At 61.9% G+C, this 20,091-nt stretch carries 19 protein-coding genes; 5 read left to right on the top strand and 14 right to left on the bottom strand.

The features are described 5' to 3' along the window. The first annotated feature begins 108 nt into the window (after nucleotides 1–108). Nucleotides 109–891 (top strand): transporter substrate-binding domain-containing protein, encoded by a 783-nt coding sequence (locus J1G35_RS00505; RefSeq protein WP_053131408.1) that lies wholly within the window; start codon nucleotides 109–111, stop codon nucleotides 889–891. A 43-nt stretch (nucleotides 892–934) separates the two neighbouring features. On the opposite strand, the gene J1G35_RS00500 is transcribed toward J1G35_RS00505, so the two are convergent. The 5 genes from J1G35_RS00500 to J1G35_RS00480 all read right to left on the bottom strand — a co-directional run bounded on the left by J1G35_RS00500 (nucleotide 935) and on the right by J1G35_RS00480 (nucleotide 5,431). Then, the gene (locus tag J1G35_RS00500; RefSeq protein WP_223012915.1) at nucleotides 935–1,678 is read right to left on the bottom strand and encodes a YkgJ family cysteine cluster protein; all 744 of its coding nucleotides are present in this window, start codon (nucleotides 1,676–1,678) and stop codon (nucleotides 935–937) included. Nucleotides 1,679–1,786: 108 nt separating this feature from the next. After that, on the bottom strand, nucleotides 1,787–2,269 hold the full coding sequence (locus tag J1G35_RS00495; RefSeq protein ID WP_223012913.1) for a GNAT family N-acetyltransferase: 483 nt from the start codon (nucleotides 2,267–2,269) through the stop codon (nucleotides 1,787–1,789). Between the two features lie 3 nt (nucleotides 2,270–2,272). Further along, on the bottom strand, nucleotides 2,273–3,175 hold the full coding sequence (locus tag J1G35_RS00490) for a chemotaxis protein (RefSeq protein WP_053131401.1): 903 nt from the start codon (nucleotides 3,173–3,175) through the stop codon (nucleotides 2,273–2,275). A 99-nt stretch (nucleotides 3,176–3,274) separates the two neighbouring features. Continuing rightward, on the bottom strand, nucleotides 3,275–4,249 hold the full coding sequence (locus J1G35_RS00485) for a D-glycerate dehydrogenase (RefSeq protein ID WP_053131398.1): 975 nt from the start codon (nucleotides 4,247–4,249) through the stop codon (nucleotides 3,275–3,277). A gap of 213 nt (nucleotides 4,250–4,462) precedes the next feature. Beyond that, nucleotides 4,463–5,431, bottom strand: a complete 969-nt coding sequence (locus tag J1G35_RS00480; protein WP_027604744.1) for a LysR family transcriptional regulator — start codon at nucleotides 5,429–5,431, stop codon at nucleotides 4,463–4,465. Between the two features lie 183 nt (nucleotides 5,432–5,614). On the opposite strand from J1G35_RS00480, the gene J1G35_RS00475 reads away from it, so the two are divergent. From J1G35_RS00475 to J1G35_RS00460, 4 genes are read left to right on the top strand one after another with little or no spacing between them, the layout of a single operon-like run. Next, complete coding sequence (locus tag J1G35_RS00475) at nucleotides 5,615–7,150, top strand: efflux transporter outer membrane subunit (RefSeq protein ID WP_223012911.1); 1,536 nt, start codon at nucleotides 5,615–5,617, stop codon at nucleotides 7,148–7,150. Nucleotides 7,151–7,176: 26 nt separating this feature from the next. Next, on the top strand, nucleotides 7,177–9,354 hold the full coding sequence (locus J1G35_RS00470; protein WP_223012909.1) for an FUSC family protein: 2,178 nt from the start codon (nucleotides 7,177–7,179) through the stop codon (nucleotides 9,352–9,354). Then, nucleotides 9,344–9,544 carry a DUF1656 domain-containing protein gene (locus J1G35_RS00465; protein WP_053131390.1) on the top strand — a complete coding sequence of 67 codons (201 nt, stop codon included), beginning with the start codon at nucleotides 9,344–9,346 and terminating at the stop codon, nucleotides 9,542–9,544. The genes J1G35_RS00470 and J1G35_RS00465 overlap by 11 nt, the downstream gene beginning before the upstream one ends. A gap of 10 nt (nucleotides 9,545–9,554) precedes the next feature. After that, complete coding sequence (locus J1G35_RS00460) at nucleotides 9,555–10,415, top strand: HlyD family secretion protein (protein WP_167654752.1); 861 nt, start codon at nucleotides 9,555–9,557, stop codon at nucleotides 10,413–10,415. A 40-nt stretch (nucleotides 10,416–10,455) separates the two neighbouring features. Here J1G35_RS00460 and J1G35_RS00455 read toward each other — a convergent pair whose 3' ends face one another. The 9 genes from J1G35_RS00455 to J1G35_RS00415 all read right to left on the bottom strand — a co-directional run bounded on the left by J1G35_RS00455 (nucleotide 10,456) and on the right by J1G35_RS00415 (nucleotide 20,090). Beyond that, nucleotides 10,456–10,857, bottom strand: a complete 402-nt coding sequence (locus tag J1G35_RS00455; protein WP_053131384.1) for a hypothetical protein — start codon at nucleotides 10,855–10,857, stop codon at nucleotides 10,456–10,458. After that, nucleotides 10,858–11,670 carry an SDR family oxidoreductase gene (locus tag J1G35_RS00450; RefSeq protein ID WP_223012907.1) on the bottom strand — a complete coding sequence of 271 codons (813 nt, stop codon included), beginning with the start codon at nucleotides 11,668–11,670 and terminating at the stop codon, nucleotides 10,858–10,860. 14 nt (nucleotides 11,671–11,684) lie between these two features. Beyond that, nucleotides 11,685–12,149, bottom strand: coding sequence for a multidrug transporter (locus tag J1G35_RS00445; RefSeq protein ID WP_131698358.1), 465 nt, complete (start codon nucleotides 12,147–12,149; stop codon nucleotides 11,685–11,687). A 263-nt stretch (nucleotides 12,150–12,412) separates the two neighbouring features. Next, nucleotides 12,413–13,864, bottom strand: a complete 1,452-nt coding sequence (locus J1G35_RS00440) for a mannose-1-phosphate guanylyltransferase/mannose-6-phosphate isomerase (RefSeq protein WP_053131371.1) — start codon at nucleotides 13,862–13,864, stop codon at nucleotides 12,413–12,415. A gap of 105 nt (nucleotides 13,865–13,969) precedes the next feature. Continuing rightward, nucleotides 13,970–14,623, bottom strand: coding sequence for an alginate O-acetyltransferase AlgF (locus J1G35_RS00435; RefSeq protein WP_053131368.1), 654 nt, complete (start codon nucleotides 14,621–14,623; stop codon nucleotides 13,970–13,972). 16 nt (nucleotides 14,624–14,639) lie between these two features. After that, nucleotides 14,640–15,824, bottom strand: a complete 1,185-nt coding sequence (locus J1G35_RS00430) for an alginate O-acetyltransferase (RefSeq protein WP_223012905.1) — start codon at nucleotides 15,822–15,824, stop codon at nucleotides 14,640–14,642. 11 nt (nucleotides 15,825–15,835) lie between these two features. Beyond that, nucleotides 15,836–17,368 carry an MBOAT family protein gene (locus J1G35_RS00425; protein WP_053131362.1) on the bottom strand — a complete coding sequence of 511 codons (1,533 nt, stop codon included), beginning with the start codon at nucleotides 17,366–17,368 and terminating at the stop codon, nucleotides 15,836–15,838. A gap of 155 nt (nucleotides 17,369–17,523) precedes the next feature. After that, on the bottom strand, nucleotides 17,524–18,633 hold the full coding sequence (locus tag J1G35_RS00420) for a mannuronate-specific alginate lyase (RefSeq protein ID WP_082340950.1): 1,110 nt from the start codon (nucleotides 18,631–18,633) through the stop codon (nucleotides 17,524–17,526). 8 nt (nucleotides 18,634–18,641) lie between these two features. Further along, on the bottom strand, nucleotides 18,642–20,090 hold the full coding sequence (locus J1G35_RS00415) for an alginate O-acetyltransferase (protein WP_223013120.1): 1,449 nt from the start codon (nucleotides 20,088–20,090) through the stop codon (nucleotides 18,642–18,644). Nucleotide 20,091: the final 1 nt, after the last annotated feature.

Here is a 20,091-nt window from a genome sequence, read left to right as displayed (position 1 = left end):
ATTGTAGGCCTACGTCCGTTTCTTGAAAGCTTGCACAGCCTTTGCTCTGCCCCAGTGAATTCAGGGGGAGCACGGTGATGCTGGTCTTTCCGGAAAAGGATGTCCCCCGTGGCCCTGATACACATTTGTGTAGTGTTTACCCTGTTGCTTTCGGCTAATGCCCTTGCAGCCAATGACCCACCACGTCGCGAAATCCGTTTCGCCGTTGCCGCACAATTCCCCCCCTTCCAGAGCCGCGACCCGCAAGGGCAGTTGGTAGGCTTGAATATCGAGCTGGGCAACGCCCTGTGCGTGCAGTTGAATGCACGCTGCACCTGGGTCGACCAGGTGCTTGCCGAAGATTTCACCTCCCTTGAAGCCAGAAAATTCGACGCGATCATGGGGATGGCGCCTACGCCGCAACGGCAACGTTGGGTCAGCTTCACCGATAACCTCTACCCCTTCACCACGCGCCTGGTGGCCCGCCGCACATCAGACTTGCTGCCCCGGGTAGCGTCGCTCAAGGGCAAGCGTGTGGGCGTGTTGCTGGGGAGCAATCGCGAGGCTTTTGCGCTGTCGGCATGGGCCCCCAGGGGCGTCATCGTCAAGAGTTTCTGGCTCAATAATGAACTGGTCAGCAGCCTTGTAGCCGGTGAAATTGACGCGACACTGCAGGGCACCGTAGAAATTCGCGAAGCCTTGCTCGACACCGAAGACGGTCACGATTTCGACTTCGTCGGCCCTGCCATTTCATCCGCGCTTTTGGGGGATGGCGTGGCCATCGCAGTGCGCAAGCCCGACACCGCATTGCGCAGCGAACTCAACTGCGCCATTGAACAGCTGAAGCAGAACGGCGAGTACCAACGGATTATCCAACCCTACCGCCTGGACGCCGCGCCTGCCGAGTCGTGATGGCGGATTAATCGCCACCGCCGCGTGATGACACCAGCAGGGTTTACGCCGCCCGCAGCGAGATAAACGCGTAGTTGGCCGGCACCTCGGTGGCAATCTGCGCCCCGGCATCCAGCATCTGCTCGGCGATGTCCATCCCCGAGACATGAAACACCCACTCACTGGCCACGGACGGCTGGTCCACCGCCAGTTCAATCGCCTGGGCAAACGCGCTCATGTCCGGCAGGTATGCGGTAAATCCATCCCCCTTGAGCGCCGTGGTGCGAATGCCCAGCAAGGCGCACACCGCCTCTTTGGTCTGCACGTCGTCTCGGTCGGCCTGGCGTGAGCGCTGGATCAGCTCCGCCAGCTCCTGGTCCACCAATTCACCACCGACGATCAATGCCGGGCCCTGTTCCCAGGATTCCGGCGGGCAATCCTTTGCGGCGGGGTTGAGCGGGATATGCGGGTTGATCTCCATCGGGTAGATGCGGCACACCAACGGGCGGCGCTCATAAATGCGGCACAGGTTGTCTGCGTCAAGATTCCGGCAGCGCCCGGCGTTGTAGGCGGCAAAGGTGATTGCCACAAACGCCTCGGTGTTGCCGCTGGGTACCACCACCGAACGGCGCTCGGCATGTTCGCGCTGCTGCTGGGGCAGGCCCAGGCCATTGCTCAGGAAACCTTCCACCAGAACAATGACGTTACCGCCGTCCGCCGCCCACATACGGGCTTCCGCGAGGGTCAGGGGCACGTGATGATCGCTGCAGCATTTGCCGCAGCCGACGCAGGAAAAATGGGTGTTCATGGCGGATCTGTCACCGGGCTAGGTCAGAGGGCACGCAATTACGGTGACGGGTTTTTACCTCTATCCACCGTGGTGCTGCTCTGGAAGCAAGTTATGCGCCAGCGCCTGTCAGTCCTCGGCGACCACATCCCGCAACACAAAGACCATGCCCGCGCTTTCGTACAGTTGCCGAGCGCGCAGGTTGCCTTCCAGCACCTTGAGGTCGACATAGGGTTCGCCACGTTGCTTGAACACCTGGAAGCAGTGCAACAACAACGCCCGGCCCAAGCCTTGGCCTTGAGCGCAAGGATGCACGGACAGGTTCTTGATAAACGCGCTGGTCCAGCACTGCGCCACCCCGAGAATGCCATCGCCGTTGCTGGCCACCAGGCATAGCGTAGGATCGAATTCGGCATCGGTGACGAATTGCTGCTGCCAGGTTGGCAGATGAGGGACGCGGCCACCCCCTTGCTCTTGGGTCATGCGCAATACCGCATGGATCGCCGGGGCCAAGTGGTCGCGGTAATGATCCAACTGCGTATGGGCCGGCCATTGCGGCGCAGGCAGGCTGCCGGTGAGGTCGCGGCGCAGCAGTTGGAAATATTCAGCCACCGGTTACAGGCCTTGTTGCGCCACGGTCTGGGCGGCTACCACCAGGCATTTGGTCAGTTCGGGTGAGGAGAACTTGGTCAGCACCGCGTTGGCACCGGCCAGGCGTGCCTTTTCGCTGTTCATCGCGCTGTCCAGGGAGGTGTGCAGCAACACGTAAAGATCCTGGAAGTCCGGAGTTTCGCGCAGGGTGCGGGTCAGGGCGTAACCGTCCATTTCGGACATCTCGATGTCCGACACCACCACATTGATCTGCGCGGCCGTGCCTTGCAGCTCCAGCAGCACATCGATGGCTTCCTTGGCGCTGCGCGCGGTGTGGCAGGTCAGGCCGAGGTTGCGCAGGGTGTGCACCGATTGCTGCAGGGCGACTTGGCTGTCATCCACCACCAGGATCCGCGCATTGCCGAGCACTTCCGCCTCTTCCATGGTCAGGTCGGTGGGCGCCGCTTCAATCGGTGCCGGGGCAATGCCGTGGATGACTTTTTCGATGTCCAGCACCTGCACCAGGCCGCCTTCCACTTGGGTTACCCCGGTGATAAACGCGCGGTTGCCGCCGGAGCCGTAGGGTGGCGGGCGGATATCGGTGGTCAGGCAGTGCACGATCTTGCTCACCGCCTGCACATGCAGGCCCTGCTTGGAACGGCTCACGTCGGTGACGATCAGGCAACCGCCGTCCGGGTCCTCCAGGGGCATTTCCCCCAGGGCACGGCTCAGGTCGATCACCGCCAACGAGTTGCCTCGCAGGGTGGCGATGCCTTTGACGTGCGGATGGGACTCCGGCAGCTTGGTCAGCGGTGGGCAAGGGATGATTTCACTGACTTTCAGCAGGTTGATGGCCATGAGTTTGCCGCTGCGCAAGGTAAAGAGCAGAAGTGAGAGTGAGTCTGCGCGGGCTTTGGTGGTGGACATAAAAACCTTCTGAGGATCAGGGATGACGAACTTCTATTGAAGGTTATCGACTCGGGAGAGCCAGGCTTTAACCCGATTTTGTGTCGGGCTTGGCCCGTCTCAGCCCTTCCACACCTGCGGATTCACCAGGTCCTGCGGACGCTGGCCGAGCAGGGCGCTGCGCAGGTTGTCCAACGCGCGGTTGGCCATGGCTTCGCGGGTTTCATGGGTCGCCGAGCCGATGTGCGGCAGGGTCACCGCATTGCTCAACTGAAACAGTGGCGATTCGGCCAACGGCTCCTGCTCATACACATCCAGCCCGGCGCCGCGAATGGTCTGGTTTTGCAGGGCCTGGATCAGCGCCGGTTCGTCCACCACCGGGCCACGGGAGATATTGATCAGAATCGCGCTGGACTTCATCAGCCCCAATTCGCGGGTGCTGATCAGGTGGCGGGTCTTGTCGCTCAACGGCACCACCAGGCAGACGAAATCCGCCTCGGCCAGCAACTGGTCGAGGCTGCGGAACTGCGCGCCCAGCTCCTGTTCCAGCTCGGTCTTGCGGCTGTTGCCGCTGTACAGGATCGGCATATTGAAGCCCAGGCGCCCGCGACGGGCCACGGCTGCGCCGATATTGCCCATGCCGACGATGCCGAGGGTCTTGCCATGCACGTCACAGCCAAACAGTGGCGCACCGACGCTGGCTTTCCACTGGCCGGCCTTGGTCCAGGCGTCCAGCTCGGCCACCCGGCGCGCGCTGCTCATCAGCAGGGCGAACGCCAGGTCGGCGGTGCTTTCGGTGAGCACGTCGGGGGTGTTGGTGAGCATGATCCCGCGCTCGTTGAAGTACGGCACGTCGTAGTTGTCGTAGCCCACCGACACGCTGGACACCACCTCCAGCTTGCTCGCGCCTTCGAGTTGCGCGCGGCCCAGCTTGCGACCCACACCGATCAGGCCGTGGGCATGGGGCAGGGCTTCATTGAACTGTGCGTTGATATCACCCAGCTTGGGGTTGGGCGCGATCACCTCGAAATCCTGTTGCAGGCGTTCGATCATTTGCGGGGTGACACGGCTGAAGGCGAGGACGGTCTTTTTCATTGCAGGCGGGCTCATCGACTACGGGAGAATGCCAAGCACGCTAACATTCCTTGCCACTATTGTCAGGACACTGCAGACCTAAAGTGGGCAGGGAAAAATGTGGGAGGGGGCTTGCCCCCGATAGCGGTGCGTCAGTCGCCAGATGTATTGACCGATCCACTGCTATCGGGGTCAAGCCCCCTCCCACATTTGACCTGTATCACCTGGTAGCAATCAGTTCGCCAGCCGCGCACCACTCAGGCTGCCGCTCAACTCATACGCCACCAGCTCCGCCTGGTGCGCCGCCAGGATCTCCGGCAGCGAGCCGCGCAGGTATTCCACCCAGGTCTTGATCTTCGCATCCAGGTATTGGCGCGACGGGTAGATGGCGTACAGGTTCAGCTCCTGGGAACGATAGGTGGGCATGACCCGCACCAATGTGCCGTTGCGCAGGCCTTCGATGGCCGCATAGACCGGCAACAGGCCGACGCCCATACCGCTGGTGATCGCGGTTTTCATCGCGTCGGCCGAGTTGACCAGGAACGGCGACGTATTGATCGCCACGCTTTCCTGGCCTTCGGGACCGTTGAAGGTCCACTTGTCCAACTGGATCACCGGGCTGACCAGGCGCAGGCAGGCGTGGTTGAGCAAGTCCTGGGGCCTTTGCGCGCAGCCCTTGGCCTTGACGTAGTCCGGCGAGGCGCAGGCGATGCTGTAGGTGATGCCCAGGCGTTGGGAGACAAAACCCGAGTCTGGCAGTTCGCTGGCGAGCACGATGGACACGTCGTAGCCCTCGTCCAACAGGTCCGGTACGCGGTTGGCCAGGGTCAGGTCGAAGGTCACGTCCGGGTGGGTGCGGCGGTAGCGGGCAATCGCGTCGATGACGAAATGCTGGCCGATGCCGGTCATGGTGTGCACTTTCAGCTGCCCGGCGGGGCGGGCGTGGGCGTCGCTGGCCTCGGCTTCGGCTTCTTCGACGTAGGCCAGGATCTGCTCGCAGCGCAGCAGGTAGCGTTTACCTGCCTCGGTGAGGGCAATGCGGCGGGTGGTGCGATTGAGCAAGCGGGTTTGCAGATGGGCCTCAAGGTTGGAGACCGCGCGCGAGACGTTGGCGGTGGTGGTGTCCAGTTGCGCGGCGGCGGCGGTGAAGCTGCCCGCTTCGGCCACGCAACTGAAGGCGCGCATGTTTTGCAAAGTGTCCATGGAGAGTTCTCAGGGGAGATGCCAAATTGTGACAGAAAGTTACGCCGTCCAGTGATCCCTACCAACGGATTATCGCTTGAACGGTAACAAAGATTCACAGGAATGCCAGCTTATCGTCCTCCATGGCGCCGCCTAGAATTGCGCCACCTCCCCCCGCAACACCACCTCAGGAATTCGTTCGCCGTGCCGCGTCGCATCAGCAGAGAGCTGAAGACTCTCATTAACCGAGCGCTGAAGGCTCTCAGTGTTTGCGCTTTATCGTTAGCAATCAGCGGCTGCATCGGAACCGGAGGAATCGCCCCCCAAGACCAGGCCCTCAACGCCACTACCCTGGCCACCGACGAAGCGATCCGCAGCGCCGCCCAGGACGCCCATTGGCCCACCGCGCAGTGGTGGCAGGCCTACGGCGACCCCCAGCTCAATCGCTGGGTCGAACTAGCCACCCAAAGCAGCCCGAGCATGGCGATGGCCGCCGCGCGGGTGCGAGAAGCGCGGGCCATGGCCGGGGTTGCCGAGTCGGCCGAGTCGCTGCAGATCAACGCTGATACCACCCTCAAACGCCACAATTGGCCCAAGGATCAGTTCTACGGCCCTGGTGAATTGAGCGGTGCCAACACCTGGGACAACAATGCGTCCCTGGGTCTGAGCTACGCCCTTGACCTGTGGGGCCGCGAAAGCAACGCCACCGAACGCGCCGTCGACCTGGCCCACATGAGCGCCGCCGAAGCACGCCAGGCCCAACTCGAACTGCAGAACAACGTGGTGCGCGCCTATATCCAGCTGTCGTTGCATTACGCCAACCGCGATATCGTCGCAGCGACCTTGGCCCAGCAACAGCAGATCCTCGACCTGGCCAACAAACGTCTGGACGCCGGGATCGGCACCCATTTCGACGTGAGCCAGGCCGAAACGCCGCTGCCGGAAACCCATCGTCAATTGGATGCCCTGGACGAAGAAATCGCCCTGAGCCGTAACCAGCTGGCGGCGCTTGCCGGTAAAGGTCCGGGGGAGGGGGCCACCTTGCAGCGTCCGACGCTGTCCCTTGCCGCCCCCCTGAAACTGCCCTCAAGCCTGCCCGCGCAATTGCTCGGCCAGCGCCCGGATGTGGTTGCCAGCCGTTGGCAGGTCGCGGCGCAAGCCCGTGGCATCGATGTCGCCCACGCCGGTTTCTACCCCAACGTCGACCTGGTCGGCAGCCTCGGCTACATGACCACCGGCGGCGGCATGCTGGCGTTTCTCGCCGGCAAGAAATTCAACTACACCGTCGGCCCGGCGATCACCTTGCCGATTTTCGACGGCGGCCGCCTGCGTGCAGAGCTGGGTGAAGCCAGCGCCGGCTATGACATCGCCGTGGCGCGCTACAACCAGACCCTGGTCAATGCGCTCAAGGGCATCAGCGACCAGTTGATCCGCCGCGAGTCCATGGACAAGCAAGCCTCATTTGCCGCGCAGTCGGTGGCCTCGGCGCAGAAGACCTACGACATCGCCATGATCGCCTACCAGCGCGGCCTCACCGATTACCTCAATGTGCTCAACGCCCAGACCTTGCTGTTTCGCCAACAACAGATCGAGCAACAGGTACAGGCCGCGCGGCTTGGCGCCCATGCCGAACTGGTGACCGCCCTGGGTGGCGGTCTCGACGCCGGCAACGACCAGCCGCAAGACGCCAAGACCCTCCCGAGCAAGACCCCGGCGGCGCTTGCCATGTTTGATCACTGAATAGTTTGGTCACTGAGTAGGATTTAATGACTCCGATGCCTGCACCGCTGCGCTGGCTGCATTCCCTTGAGTGGCGCCGTGGTTTTTTCGACTGGGCACGCAGCGACGGCGTGACTTGGGTGTACATCTTCAAGGTGCTGATCGCCGCGTTCCTCACGCTGTGGCTGGCCATGCGCCTGGAACTGCCGCAACCACGCACCGCGATGATCACCGTGTTTATCGTGATGCAACCGCAGAGCGGCCAGGTGTTCGCCAAGAGCTTCTATCGTTTCCTCGGCACCCTGGCGGGGTCGGCGGTGATGGTGTTGTTGATCGCTTTGTTTGCGCAGAACACCGAGTTGTTCCTCGGCGCGCTGGCGATCTGGGTCGGCATTTGCACCGCTGGCGCGACACGCAATCGTAACTTTCGCGCCTACGGGTTCGTGCTCGCGGGGTATACGGCAGCGATGGTCGGCCTGCCGGCCCTGGCTCATCCGGACGGCGCCTTTATGGCAGCGGTGTGGCGGGTGCTGGAAATCTCCCTGGGGATCCTGTGTTCCACGCTGGTCAGCGCGGCGATCCTGCCGCAGACCTCCAGCGCCGCGATGCGCAATGCGCTCTATCAGCGCTTTGGCGTGTTCGCGCTGTTTGTCACCGACGGCCTGCGCGGGCGCAGCCAACGTGAAGGGTTCGAGGCCAGCAACGTGCGCTTTATCGCCGAGGCCGTGGGCCTGGAAGGGCTGCGCAGCCTCACGGTGTTCGAAGACCCGCATATGCGCCGGCGCAACGGTCGGCTCAGTCGCCTCAACAGCGAGTTCATGAGCATTACCACGCGCTTCAATGCCTTGCACCAGTTGCTCGAACGCCTGCGCACGGATTCCGCGGATCATGTGGTGGCGGCGATCAAACCCGGCCTGCAGGACCTGGCCGAAGTGCTCGACGGTTTCTCCGGTCGCGCCCTCACCAGCCCCGACGCGGCGCGCCTGGTCAACCAGCTCAGCGCCTACAAGGACAGCCTGCCCGCCAAGGTCCGCAGCCTGCGCGCGACCTTCCAGGAGGGCAACCCGAGCGAGGCCGAACAGCTGGATTTTCACACCGCTTATGAACTGCTCTACCGCTTCGTCGATGACCTGCACAACTACGCGCAAACCCATGCCTCCCTGGCCGATCACAGCCATGCACGGGAGCAATGGGACGAAACCTTCAGCCCGAAAACCAACTGGCTGGCCTGCGCCGCCTCGGGGATTCGCGCGTCGTTCATCCTGATCGTGCTGGGCAGTTATTGGGTGGTCACGGCCTGGCCCAGCGGCGCCACCATGACCCTGATCGCCGCCGCGACCGTCGGCCTGTCCGCCGCCACACCCAACCCCAAGCGCATGGCCTTCCAGATGGCCTGCGGCACCTTTATCGGCGCGTTGGTGGGCTTTGTGGAAATGTTCTTCGTGTTCCCGTGGATCGACGGCTTCCCGCTGCTGTGCGTGATGCTTGCGCCGGTGATCATCCTCGGTGCGTTCCTCGCCTCACGCCCGCAATACGCCGGGGTCGGCGTGGGCTTGCTGATTTTCTTCAGCACCGGCTCGGTGCCGGACAACCTCACGGTCTACAACCCCTACACCTTTATCAACGACTACATCGCCATGATCATTGGCATGCTGGTGTGCGCGGCGGCGGGAGCGATCATCCTGCCGCCCAACAGCCGCTGGCTGTGGCGCCGCCTGGAGCAGGACCTGCGCGAGCAGGTGGTGTATGCCATCAGCGGCAAGCTCAAGGGGTTGGCGTCGAGTTTCGAAAGCCGCACCCGTGACCTGCTGCACCAGGCCTACGGCCTCGCTGTCGGCCAGCCGCAAGTGCAACGCGACCTGCTGCGCTGGATGTTCGTGGTGCTGGAAGTCGGCCACGCGATCATCGAGTTGCGCAAGGAACAGGCGATCCTGCCGGTGCATCCGGCCTACGCCGAGTCCCAGCCCTGGCGCCAGGCAATCCGGGTGATGGGCCGCTCGTTGGTGCGACTGTTCCTGCAACCCAGCGCCAGCAACCTGGAGCGCGGCCTGATCGCCGTCGACCACGCGATCAGCCGCGTGCAGGCCACCGACGAACCCTTCGCCCCGCACTTCGACACCTCGGCCCTGCGCCGCGTGAAAAGCTACCTGCACTTTATCCGCACCTCGCTGCTGGACCCGCAATCGCCACTGGCGGCCCTCAAAGGAGCCCCGCATGCCTCGTGAAATCGCCTTCCACGGCCTCTATATGCCGACCATGACCCTGATGTTCCTGATCGCGGCCGTGCTGGCCTGGGCCCTGGACCGCTTTCTGGCCGGGTTCGACCTGTACCGTTTTTTCTGGCACCCGGCGTTGCTGCGCCTGAGCCTGTTCGTTTGCCTGTTCGGCGCCCTGGCGCTGACCGTCTACCGTTGAGAATGCCCCGATGAAAAAGTTTTTCAGCCTACTCGCGACCTTGCTGGTACTGGCTTTGGCGATCTGGATTGGCCGCACGTTGTGGGTGCACTACATGCAAACGCCGTGGACCCGCGACGGCCGCGTGCGCGCCGACATCATCAATGTGGCCGCCGACGTCACTGGCGAAGTGGTCGACGTGCCGGTGCGCGACAACCAGTTGGTGAAGAAGGGCGACCTGCTGATGCAGATCGACCCCGAGCACTACCGCATTGCGGTCAAGCAGGCGCAATCGCTGGTGGCTTCGCGCAAGGCCACGTGGGAGATGCGCAAGGTCAACGCTCACCGCCGCGCCGACCTGGATGCGCTGGTGATCTCCAAGGAAAACCGCGACGACGCCAGCAACATCGCCGACTCGGCCCTGGCGGATTACCAGCACGCACTGGCACAACTCGAAGCGGCCGAACTCAACTTGAAACGCACCCAGGTCGTGGCGGCGGTGGACGGCTACGTCACCAACCTCAACGTGCATCGCGGCGACTACGCACGCATCGGCGAAGCCAAGATGGCCGTGGTCGATATGAACTCGTTCTGGGTCTATGGCTTCTTCGAAGAAACCAAGCTGCCCCATGTGAAAGTCGGTGACAAAGCCGACATGCAGCTGATGAGCGGCGAGACGTTGAAGGGGCACGTAGAAAGCATCTCGCGCGGCATCTACGACCGCGACAACCCGGAGAGTCGCGAGCTGATCGCCGATGTGAACCCGACCTTCAACTGGGTGCGCCTGGCCCAGCGCGTGCCGGTGCGGATTCATATTGATGAAGTGCCGGAGGGGGTGTTATTGGCGGCGGGGATTACCTGCACGGTGATCGTTAACCAAACGCCGAACTGAAATGTGGGAGGGAGCAAGCCCCCTCCCACATTTGACCGAGTCAGGCCTTGATAAATGTTTCATGCAGATGACGCCACAGCAGTGCGCCACTGGCCTGTTTCTCAAACACCACGGTGGCACGGCGGTCCGTCCGGGTGCCGCTGGCATCGATCTGATGCTCGCGATAAGTCACCGTGGCCCCGCGTGCATGTCGGTCAATCCCGGTCATTTCACTCAAGGTGATCTTCAACCCTGGACGCATGCCGCCCAGGCGAGTGAACAGCGCGTTGACCCCGGCTGCATTGACGCGTGTGCCGGTGGCGGGGGCGATCATGCTGAACTCCGGCGAGAAGCGCGCCAGCAGGCTTTGCAGGGTGCCTTCTGGCGCGACACCGGCAAACCATTGCTCGATCTCGACGTGGGTTTGGATGACTTCTTCGAAAAAGTCGCTGTAGTCGATCATTTACAAACTCCTATTCAAACCAAAGCGTTTTTTCAACACAGCTTCCAATAATCCTTTGGGCAACAACGCCGCCATTAATGGCAACGCCCGGCTGCCATTACCCGAACGCAACAGGCGCGGCGGCTGTGGTTGTTGCACCGCCTTGAGCACATCCATTGCAAACACGCTGGCGGGTGTCGGCTTGTCCTGAGAGGCCTGGCTACGGGCGCGGATACCCTCGCGCAATGGCCACCAAGGGGATTTTTCGTTGATCAACAGTTCGGCCTGGGCGCCGGCGTTTTTTGCGAAGCTTGTATCGATGGCGCCGGGCTGCACTTCCATTACGCGGATACCAAAGGGTGACAGCTCCATGCGCAATGCATCACTCAGCGCATGCACCGCCGCCTTGGAGGCGCAGTAGGCACCGGCAAACGGCGTGACCAAGACGCCGGAAACGCTACCGATATTCACCACCAGGCCTTTGCTGCGGCGCAGGGCCGGGAACAGTGCCTGGGTCACGCCGACGATGGAAAATACATTGGTCTCGAACTGGCGCTGCATCGCTTCGGTGCCGCCATCGAGCAGCGGGCCCATGGCGCCGTAGCCGGCGTTGTTGACCAGTACATCCAGCTCGCCCAGTTGTTCGGCCAGGCGCTGTAAAGCGGTACTGTCGTTGACGTCGAGTTCGACTGCATTGAAACCCGCGGCGGCGAGGGCGGTGACGTCTTCCGGGCGGCGGGCGCTGGCCCACACGTTGAAACCGGCGGACTTGAAGGCATCGGCCAGGGCACGGCCAATACCGCTGGAGCAACCGGTGATCAGTACATTGGGCATGCATCAGTCCTTTGTCAGTCCGAGAAACTGCCTTGCAGGTGCTCGGCGCGAAATTCCAGGGTTTGCGGGCGGTAGCCGGGGCGCAGGGGCGGGGTGGGCAGGCAATCGTCCCAAGTGGCGCCGGCCTGCAACTCGCCGGGGCCGCGATAGCGTGGGGCAGCATAGACGTTATCGGCGAGGTTGACCGTGTCGCCCGGTGCATAGGCGGCAACGCGCCAGCGCAGTTCGGTCAGCGGCACGTCGTTGCCATTGTTCAGGGTCAGTTTCAATGGGCGGTCGGCAGGGCATTCCTGCGGGGCGTAGCTGATGCGCAGTTCAAGGCGCGCCAGTTGCGAGGCTTCGCGGCTGTCCAGCCAGACCACCCAGACGGCCACGCAACCCAGGCCTGCCAAGGCCGCAAGGGAAACCGGAAGGGCCTTGGCCGGGTAGCGCAGCAGGAGGATCAGCCAGGTGATGATCAGGAGAACGCCGAAGAACATGGAGACCACCTCGAATAGGGAACGAGCATCCTAACTTAAGCGTAGGTGGGATTGGCTACCTTGAGTGCTGTGGTGGGTGTGCCGGACTCATCGGGGGCAAGCCCCCTCCCACATTTGAATGTATTCGCAGATCAAAGGTGGGAGGGGGCTTGCCCCCGATTGGGCCCTGATAGCCAGCGCAAGCCCCAAACAAAAAGCCCCCACCCAACCCACTGCGGATAGGGGACGCAATGGGCTGGGCGAGGGCTTCTTGTACGACTGTTTTATTGCGCGATAGTTTTCACCGAAACGCCACGTTCAACCGGCGTCGAGCGCCCGTAGATGTCTTCGAAACGTTCGATATCGTCTTCGCCCAGGTAGCTGCCCGATTGCACTTCGATGATCTCCAACGGGATCTTGCCCGGGTTGCGCAGGCGGTGCACCGAGGCGATCGGGATGTAGGTGGACTGGTTCTCGCAGAGCAGGAACACGTTCTCGTCACAGGTGACTTCGGCGGTGCCGCTGACCACGATCCAGTGTTCGGCGCGGTGGTGGTGCATTTGCAGCGACAGGCACGCGCCCGGCTTGACCGAGATGTGCTTGACCTGGAAGCGGCCGCCCATGTCCACCGAGTCGTAGGAGCCCCACGGACGATAGACTTCGCAGTGGTTCTGGGTTTCGCTGCGGCCCTGTTCGTTGAGGGTGTTGACCATCTGCTTGACGCCCTGGACCTTGTCCTTGTGGGCAATCATCATCGCGTCCTTGGTTTCCACCACGACGATGTTTTCCAGGCCGATCACCGACACCAGTTTGCCGTTGCCGTGGATCATGCAGTTCTTGCTGTCCTGGATCACCACGTCGCCCTTGGTGACGTTGCCGTTGGCGTCTTTATCGTTGACCGCCCACAGCGAGGCCCAGCAACCCACGTCGCTCCAACCGGCGCTCAACGGCACCACGCAGGCGCGCTGGGTTTTTTCCATCACGGCGTAGTCGATGGAGTTGTCCGGGCAGCAGGCGAAGGTGGCTTCGTCGAAGGTCACGGTGTCGGCATCTTGCACGCTGCGCTCCAGGGTCAGCACGCAGGTGTCGTAGATGTCCGGATCGTGCTTTTTCAGCTCTTCCAGGAAGCGGCTGGCGCGGAACAGGAACATGCCGCTGTTCCAGAAATAACCGCCGCTTTTGACGAACTCGACGGCGCGTTTTTCATCGGGTTTTTCCACGAACTGCTGCACGCGGCTTACGCCTTCCGGCAGCAGCGAATCGTTGGTGGACTTGATGTAGCCATAACCGGTTTCCGGACGGGTGGCCGGCACGCCGAACAGCACCATCTCGCCACGCTCGGCGGCCACGGTGGCCAGGGCCAGGGCGCGTTGCAGGGCTTTCTGGTCGTCGATCACGTGGTCGGCCGGCAGTACCAGCATCAGTTCGTCACGACCTTCGTTGACCAGCATCATCGCGGTCAGGGCCACGGCCGGCGCGGTGTTGCGGCCGAAGGGTTCCATCAGGATGCGCTGGCACTCCAGCTTACGGGTGCTCAGTTGCTCGTTGACGATGAAGCGATGGTCCTTGTTGCAGACCACGATCGGGGAGTCCATGCCTTCGAATACCAGGCGTTCCAGGGTTTGCTGGAACAGCGTGTGCTCGCCGGTCAGGGCCAGGAATTGTTTGGGGAACTGTTTACGGGAAAGCGGCCAAAGACGTGAGCCGCTACCACCGGAAAGGATTACTGGGATCATGTGTTTCTCCTTGAATCAATTTGGGTCAGAGCTACGAAGGTTTGTCGTTTCACTCTTGTTTTTGTCTCGTGTCCGGGCCGGCCGCAGCCGACCCGGAAAATTCATTCAGCGGGTCGACACCGGGCGTTTTACCCAGACTGGCGAAATGCTCGAACCCGAACCGGTGACGTACAGCACCGCTGCTTCACCGCGTTCCAGGGCCACTGGCTTGACGTCGCCGACTTTCTTGTCGCCGTCATACAGCGCCAGGCTGACCTTCACCGGGTTGATTTCGCGCTCGCCACGGCCTTTGGCGGCCACCGACTTGACCACGTCGGTCTTGCCGTCGGCGGTTTTCAGGGTCAGGGCCTTGTCGCTGAGGTTCTGCACGCGCACCAGGGATTTCTGCTTGTTCTTGAACGGCGGTTCTTCGATCAGTTGTGGCTGGCCGCTGTTGTTGTTGACCAGGGTGTAGTAGTGATCCGGCGCGAGTTTGACCGGCACGGTCTGGCTGCCGATCTTGGCGCTGTAGTCGCCGCCGGGCATGAAGCTGAAGTCACTGCTGGCCAGCGGGGCCACTTCGCTGAGGTTGGTGCTGCCGACTGTCGCGCTGACTTCCTGGTTGGAGGCGTTGTAGACACGCACGAAACTTGAGCCTTTCGGTGCGACTGGGCCGTACAAGGCAGCGTCACCGGCGAAGGCGGACAGGGATACCAAGCTCATACCGGCAGCCAGGGCCAGAGTCTTAGCGAGACGACGCGGAGTAGTAGTGAAAGTCATGTGAGTTACCTCTCTTTCAGTTTTGCGCCCGGTCGGGCGTCTCGGATTTTGGGTTTTTAGCTGGGGTGTTCAGTGCCATGTTTTGTTGGCGCGAACCGGCTTGTTTAAGTTGCGCAACCCACGATGGGTCGGCATCACCGATTTCGTTGTTCACGGGCAGATAACGTTCAGGAAACTCCCAGATCAGCACCTGTGGCGGGCTGTTCTTGAAGTCGTCACTTTTCAGGTAGCTGAGCATCGGCAGGATCGGGCCGTGGCCGTCTTCGGCGTAGCTGACCACGTCGCTGCCCAGGGCTTGCTTGAGGGCGCCGACGAAGTTCCAGTTGGGGTTGGCGCTGTAGCTGGTGCCCACCAGTGCCACCGGGGTTTCGCTGTCGCTGAACAGCGCGTCGTCGCCTTTGGTTTCGGCCAGGTGCGTGACGCGTTTTTCCAGCGGCTCTTTCGGCGGCATCAGGTTTTCGAACAGCGGGTCCAGGGGCAGGAACAGACGCAGGTCGCCTTTATGCGGCTCGGTCTTCTCGGCCTCGGTGACAAAACGCTGCGGCTCGCCATGGAGCGGGGTCTTGGCGGCGATGGTTTTAGCCAACTGCTTGGCAGCGATTTCGGCGCCGTCCGGGGTCCAGTGGGTGTCGGTACGCAGGAACACCTGCTTGCCGCCCAGCTTGGCCTGTTGCAGCGGGCCGAGCAGGTCAGGAGCGATGATCTTGTCGGCAGCGACACGGGCGTGGAAGTCCTGGTACAGGTTGGCGTGGATGCTCGCCGGTTTCACTTCACCCAGGTGTTCCGGGTACAGGCGCACCTTGGCCGGCACGATCGCCATCACCAACTGGATGCCCTGGGCCTTGAGCTTCTGGCGTACGCCTTCGACCAGCGCGTAGTTGTCCTCAAGGTTCTGGTCTTCGTTGACGGCGGGGTTGAACTCCTCGTCGCTGTACAGCCAGTGATCGCGGCCCAGCACCACGCCAGGGCGGCCTTCATTGAACAGCTTGTAGTCCAGCGCGGCCCAGAGGTTGGTGCCCAATCGCTTGATCGGGAACTCCTCGTCGTAATGGGTCTCGACGGCCTTGGTCCAGCGACCGTTGAGCACGGTCGCGTCGGCGTTGGTGCTGAAGCCCAGAAAACTGCGCAGCGACCAGGCGCCCAGGGCCAGCAACACCACCAGAAACAGGCCGATATAGAGGACGCGTAATGAACGGGTCATGGTCGGCTCCCTCAGAATTGGAAGTAAAGGAACGGCGAGAAACTCTGCGCCGACAGTTTGAGAATCGACGCCACGAACAGCAGCAGCACCGCCGCGCGCATGGCGTAGCGTGGCCAGTCAGCGGTCCAGTAGGCCGGTTGCACGGCAGCGTCACGGCCAACGGTGAAGCCTGGCTCGTGGATGCTGCCGGGGTTGTCGCCCGGCACGGCCTTGATCAGGCTCGGGTCGGCCGGCTTGGTTTTTTCCGCAGGGCGGTTGGTGTAGAAGTCGCGCAGGCCGAAGAACGCCAACGTTGCGTACGCCACCACCAGGGTTGCCACTTGCAGGCCGGTGAGGTTGGCGCGGTTGAGTTCCGACAGCGACCACTCGCCAAAGCTGAACATCGCACCGTACATACGACCGGCGACGTGCAGGTTTTCGGAGCGGAAGATCACCCAGCCCATCACCACCAGCAGGAACGTGAAGGCCCAGCGTAGGACGTTGAAACTGCGTGGCGCGGTGTTGAGGCCGATGGCTTTTTCAATCGCCAGCCACATGCCGTGCCACGCACCCCACACGATGTAGGTGATGTTCGCACCGTGCCACAGGCCACCGAGCAGCATGGTCAGGAACAGGTTGCGGTAGGTGGTCAGCGTGCCTTTACGGTTGCCGCCCAACGTGATGTACAGGTAGTCACGCAGCCAGGTGGACAGGCTGATGTGCCAGCGGCGCCAGAACTCGGTGATCGACTGGCTGATATACGGCTGCTTGAAGTTTTCCATGAAGCGGAAACCCATCATCAAGCCCAGGCCGATGGCCATGTCGCTGTAGCCGGAGAAGTCGAAGTACAACTGCGCGGTGTAGGCCAGCGCCCCTAGCCAGGCATCGCCGGTGGTGGGGTTTTGCAGGGCGAAGCAGTGGTCGGCCACCACCGCCAGGGTGTCGGCGATGAAGACCTTCTTGATGAAACCCTGCATGAACCGCGTGCAGCCCTCGGAGAACTTATCGAGGGTGTGGGTGCGGTTATTGAACTGGTCGGCCAGGTCGCGGAAACGCAACACCGGGCCGGCGATCAAGTGCGGGAAGATCGCCACGAACGCTGCGAAGTCGATGAGGTTGCGGGTGGCCGGGGTATCGCCACGGTACACGTCGATGATGTAGCTGATGGACTCGAAGATGTAGAACGAGATCCCGATCGGCAGCAACACGTGGGTGAGGATAAACGGCTCCAGGCCCGCCGACTTCATCATCACGTTGATGCTGTCGACACCGAAGTTGGCGTACTTGAAGTAGCCGAGGATGCACAGGTCGACCACCACGCCGAGCAGCAGCCAGCGCTGGGCCGGTTTGGTGCGCACGCCGGCGGCACCGACCTTGAGGCCGATCCAGTAGTTCCACAGCGTGACGGCGGCGAACAGCGCCAGGAAGTCCACTCGCCACCAGGCGTAGAACACATAGCTGGCCAACAGCAGCAGCAGATTGCGATAGCGTTGCCCGCTCAAATAGTACAAGCCGAGAAAGATCGGCAAGAACAGAAACAGGAACACATTGGACGAGAAAACCATCCCGATCTCTCCATGTTTAACCAACAGTCAAGGGCCAGAGCCCCCCCAAACCCCCCACGAAAAGACGGGGAGGGCGGTACAACATTCCTACTGACGAAACCGGCTCAAACTGTGGGAGGGGGCTTGCCTCCTCCCACATTTCTAACCGAGTTTGCTCAGGAACCTTTGTTGCCTTTTTCATGCGTCGGGTCGTAGACCTTGGTCAGGTCACCCCCGAGGCGGAAGGTCTTGAACGGCTGCATGCCATGCTTGCGCTCGATCACATCCGGGGCGCAGGTGTAGAGGGTGCAGAAGGGTTCGAGCCAGGCGAATTTCATGTCCTGCTTCAAGTCCTTCATGTCCTGCTCCTTGCCGTTCTTCTGTTCGAAGATCTCCGGGTCCTTGACCCCAGCCAGCACTTTGTCGCCCAGGCGCTTGAGCGCACCGTTGTTTTCCTGGCGCAGATCAACCCCGTTGACCAGGGCAAAACTGGCGATCATCGCCAGCGGCGGCAACGCGTAGTTGTGGTACGACAGGGCACGTTGTTGACGCTTCAACTCGTTCGGCAAGAAGCCTTGGTCGTCGACCTGGTTGGCGCCGACCTTGTATTCCTTCACGGCCCAATCAAACAGGTCGCGACGGTTGGTGGCGATGGAGGTTGCCATTACCGACCAGGCGGCCCAGTAGGAGTGGTTGTTGGTTTTTTCCAGCGGCAGGTTGTCCCAATCGCTCACCACCTGATCGGCCAGTTTGTTGAACCAGGCTTCGATCAGTTGCGATTCCTGCTGGTGATTGGCCAGTGGGCGGGACTCGGAAAACTTCAGGCGTACATAGGCCGAGGCCATGCTGCCCAGTGCCCATTTGCGCATGGACTTGCCGGTGTGGTTGAAGTCCTTGGACATCAACGCATCGGCCTTGGCCCAACTGGTCAGCCAGTTGAGCGTGCATTCCAATTGTTCCGGACGACCGTCGCGCATGAACTGCATCACGCGCTTGCTGGTGTCTTTTTCCAGCTTGGTGATGTCGGCGGTGCTGTCGCGAAAGGCTTTTTCCGACTGCACGTTCAGCGTCGAACGGGCCTTGTCCGAACCTTCGTACTTGCTGCGAAATTGCAGCGAGCCGGTGTACGGCGCGGGCATGGCATCGCAGTCATTCTTGAAGTCGCCGGTCTTGAACGCTTCAATCGGTGCGAAGTAGCCCTGGGGCGGACGCAGCGGGGCGGCGGCGTTGGCTGCACCGGCGAAGATCGCCAGGCCCAGCAACGATGGAATCAATAACTTCTGCATAAGTAACCTCATTGCCCTGTCGAGGCGGTCTGTTGACCACCCGCTGGGAATACGTTGCGTGTGCAAATTTTCGCTTCGACCTTCTGCGCAGCAGCGCCCGCTTCGGGACCCTGCACTTCCACGGCCAGCAAGTTCTGCGAGGCCCAGTCTTCATCGGTGCGCAGTTCAAAGGCGAAACGCCCGTCTGTATCGGATGTTTCGGGTTTCTCGATCTTGATGTCCTCGTGGCGCCCGTTCATGTACCAGAGGGTGGCTTGCAAGGTTTTCACCGAGGGATCGGCGAAGCGGATATCAACCTGATGGTTGGCGTTGCGCAGGTCTTTATTCGAACTGTTAACCATCAATTCGTTCTTGCCGGGTTTCAACGTGGTGCTGGCGCTCATCTGCGCGCTCTTGCCTTCGCAGCCGTTGTCGAGCAGCGACATCATCTGGCGGTAGATGGTCTCCTGGTCCAGGCGATACAGCGGCGAGAATTCCCAGATCAGGATTTTCGGCGGGCTCTTCTGGAATTCGTCGCTGCCCAGGTACTGGATCATCGAGCCTTCCAGGCCGCCGCCGGGGAAGGCGACGTTGAGGATGTCGGCACCGATTTCCTGTTCCAGGAAGCCGGCGAAGTTGTAGTTCTTGCCGCTGTGGCTGGTGCCCACCAGGGTGATCTGCGGGTTGCCCGAATCGCCGAACAGGTCGCCGTCACCGGCTTCGCCTTTCGGCTCGGTGGTGAACTGGTCCATGTACTGGATGGCGTAGCTGGTGCCACACAATTGCCCGGCCATGTTGTGCAGGGTGCCGGTCTTGCCCATGCGCCCGGAGCGTTTGGTCTCGAATTCGCGCTTGGGAATATCGGCGAACTCAGGCATTGCACGCACCTTGGCACCGACGATTTTCGCCGTGCGCTGGGCGCCGTACGGGGTCCAGTGTTGGTCACCGCGGAAGTAGAAGTCGTGGGCCGGCAATTCGTCCGGCAGTTGTTCGTTGGTCAACGGCGACAGGTCCGGCACTACGTAGCCCATCTTGGCGAAACGGCCGAGCATGGTCTTGTAGTTGCCCAGGGCCTTGTCGAAATCGAACTTGGCTTTCTCTTCCGGGTTGAGCTTGTTGCGGTTCACCAGGCCACGGGTCGGCTGGTAGACCACCACCAGTTCCACGCCCTTGGCCTTGAACGCATCGTGTAGCTGCTGCATGCGCTTGTAGCCGGCCGGGCTGGTGTCGAATTCGGTGCGCAGGTCTTCCTGGGTACGGAACAGCCAGTCGCCCTGGGCTTGGACCAGGGTGGTGAAGTTCTGCTGGTAGCGCGTGGTGTAGTTCTTCGCGTCGTGGGCGGCCGGGCACAGGCTGCAGCACGGTTCGGCGGTGAAGGTTGGCGCCTTGATTTCGTCGGCGCGCACGCCCTGGCTGGCTGCGAGCAGGCCGAGGGTCAGACCCGAGAGGCTCAGCAGTTTGATCATGTGTGGGTGCATA

It is taken from the genome of Pseudomonas sp. SH10-3B, from assembly GCF_019891415.1.
GTDB lineage: Bacteria > Pseudomonadota > Gammaproteobacteria > Pseudomonadales > Pseudomonadaceae > Aquipseudomonas.
This window is presented reverse-complemented; position numbering and strand designations above follow the sequence as displayed.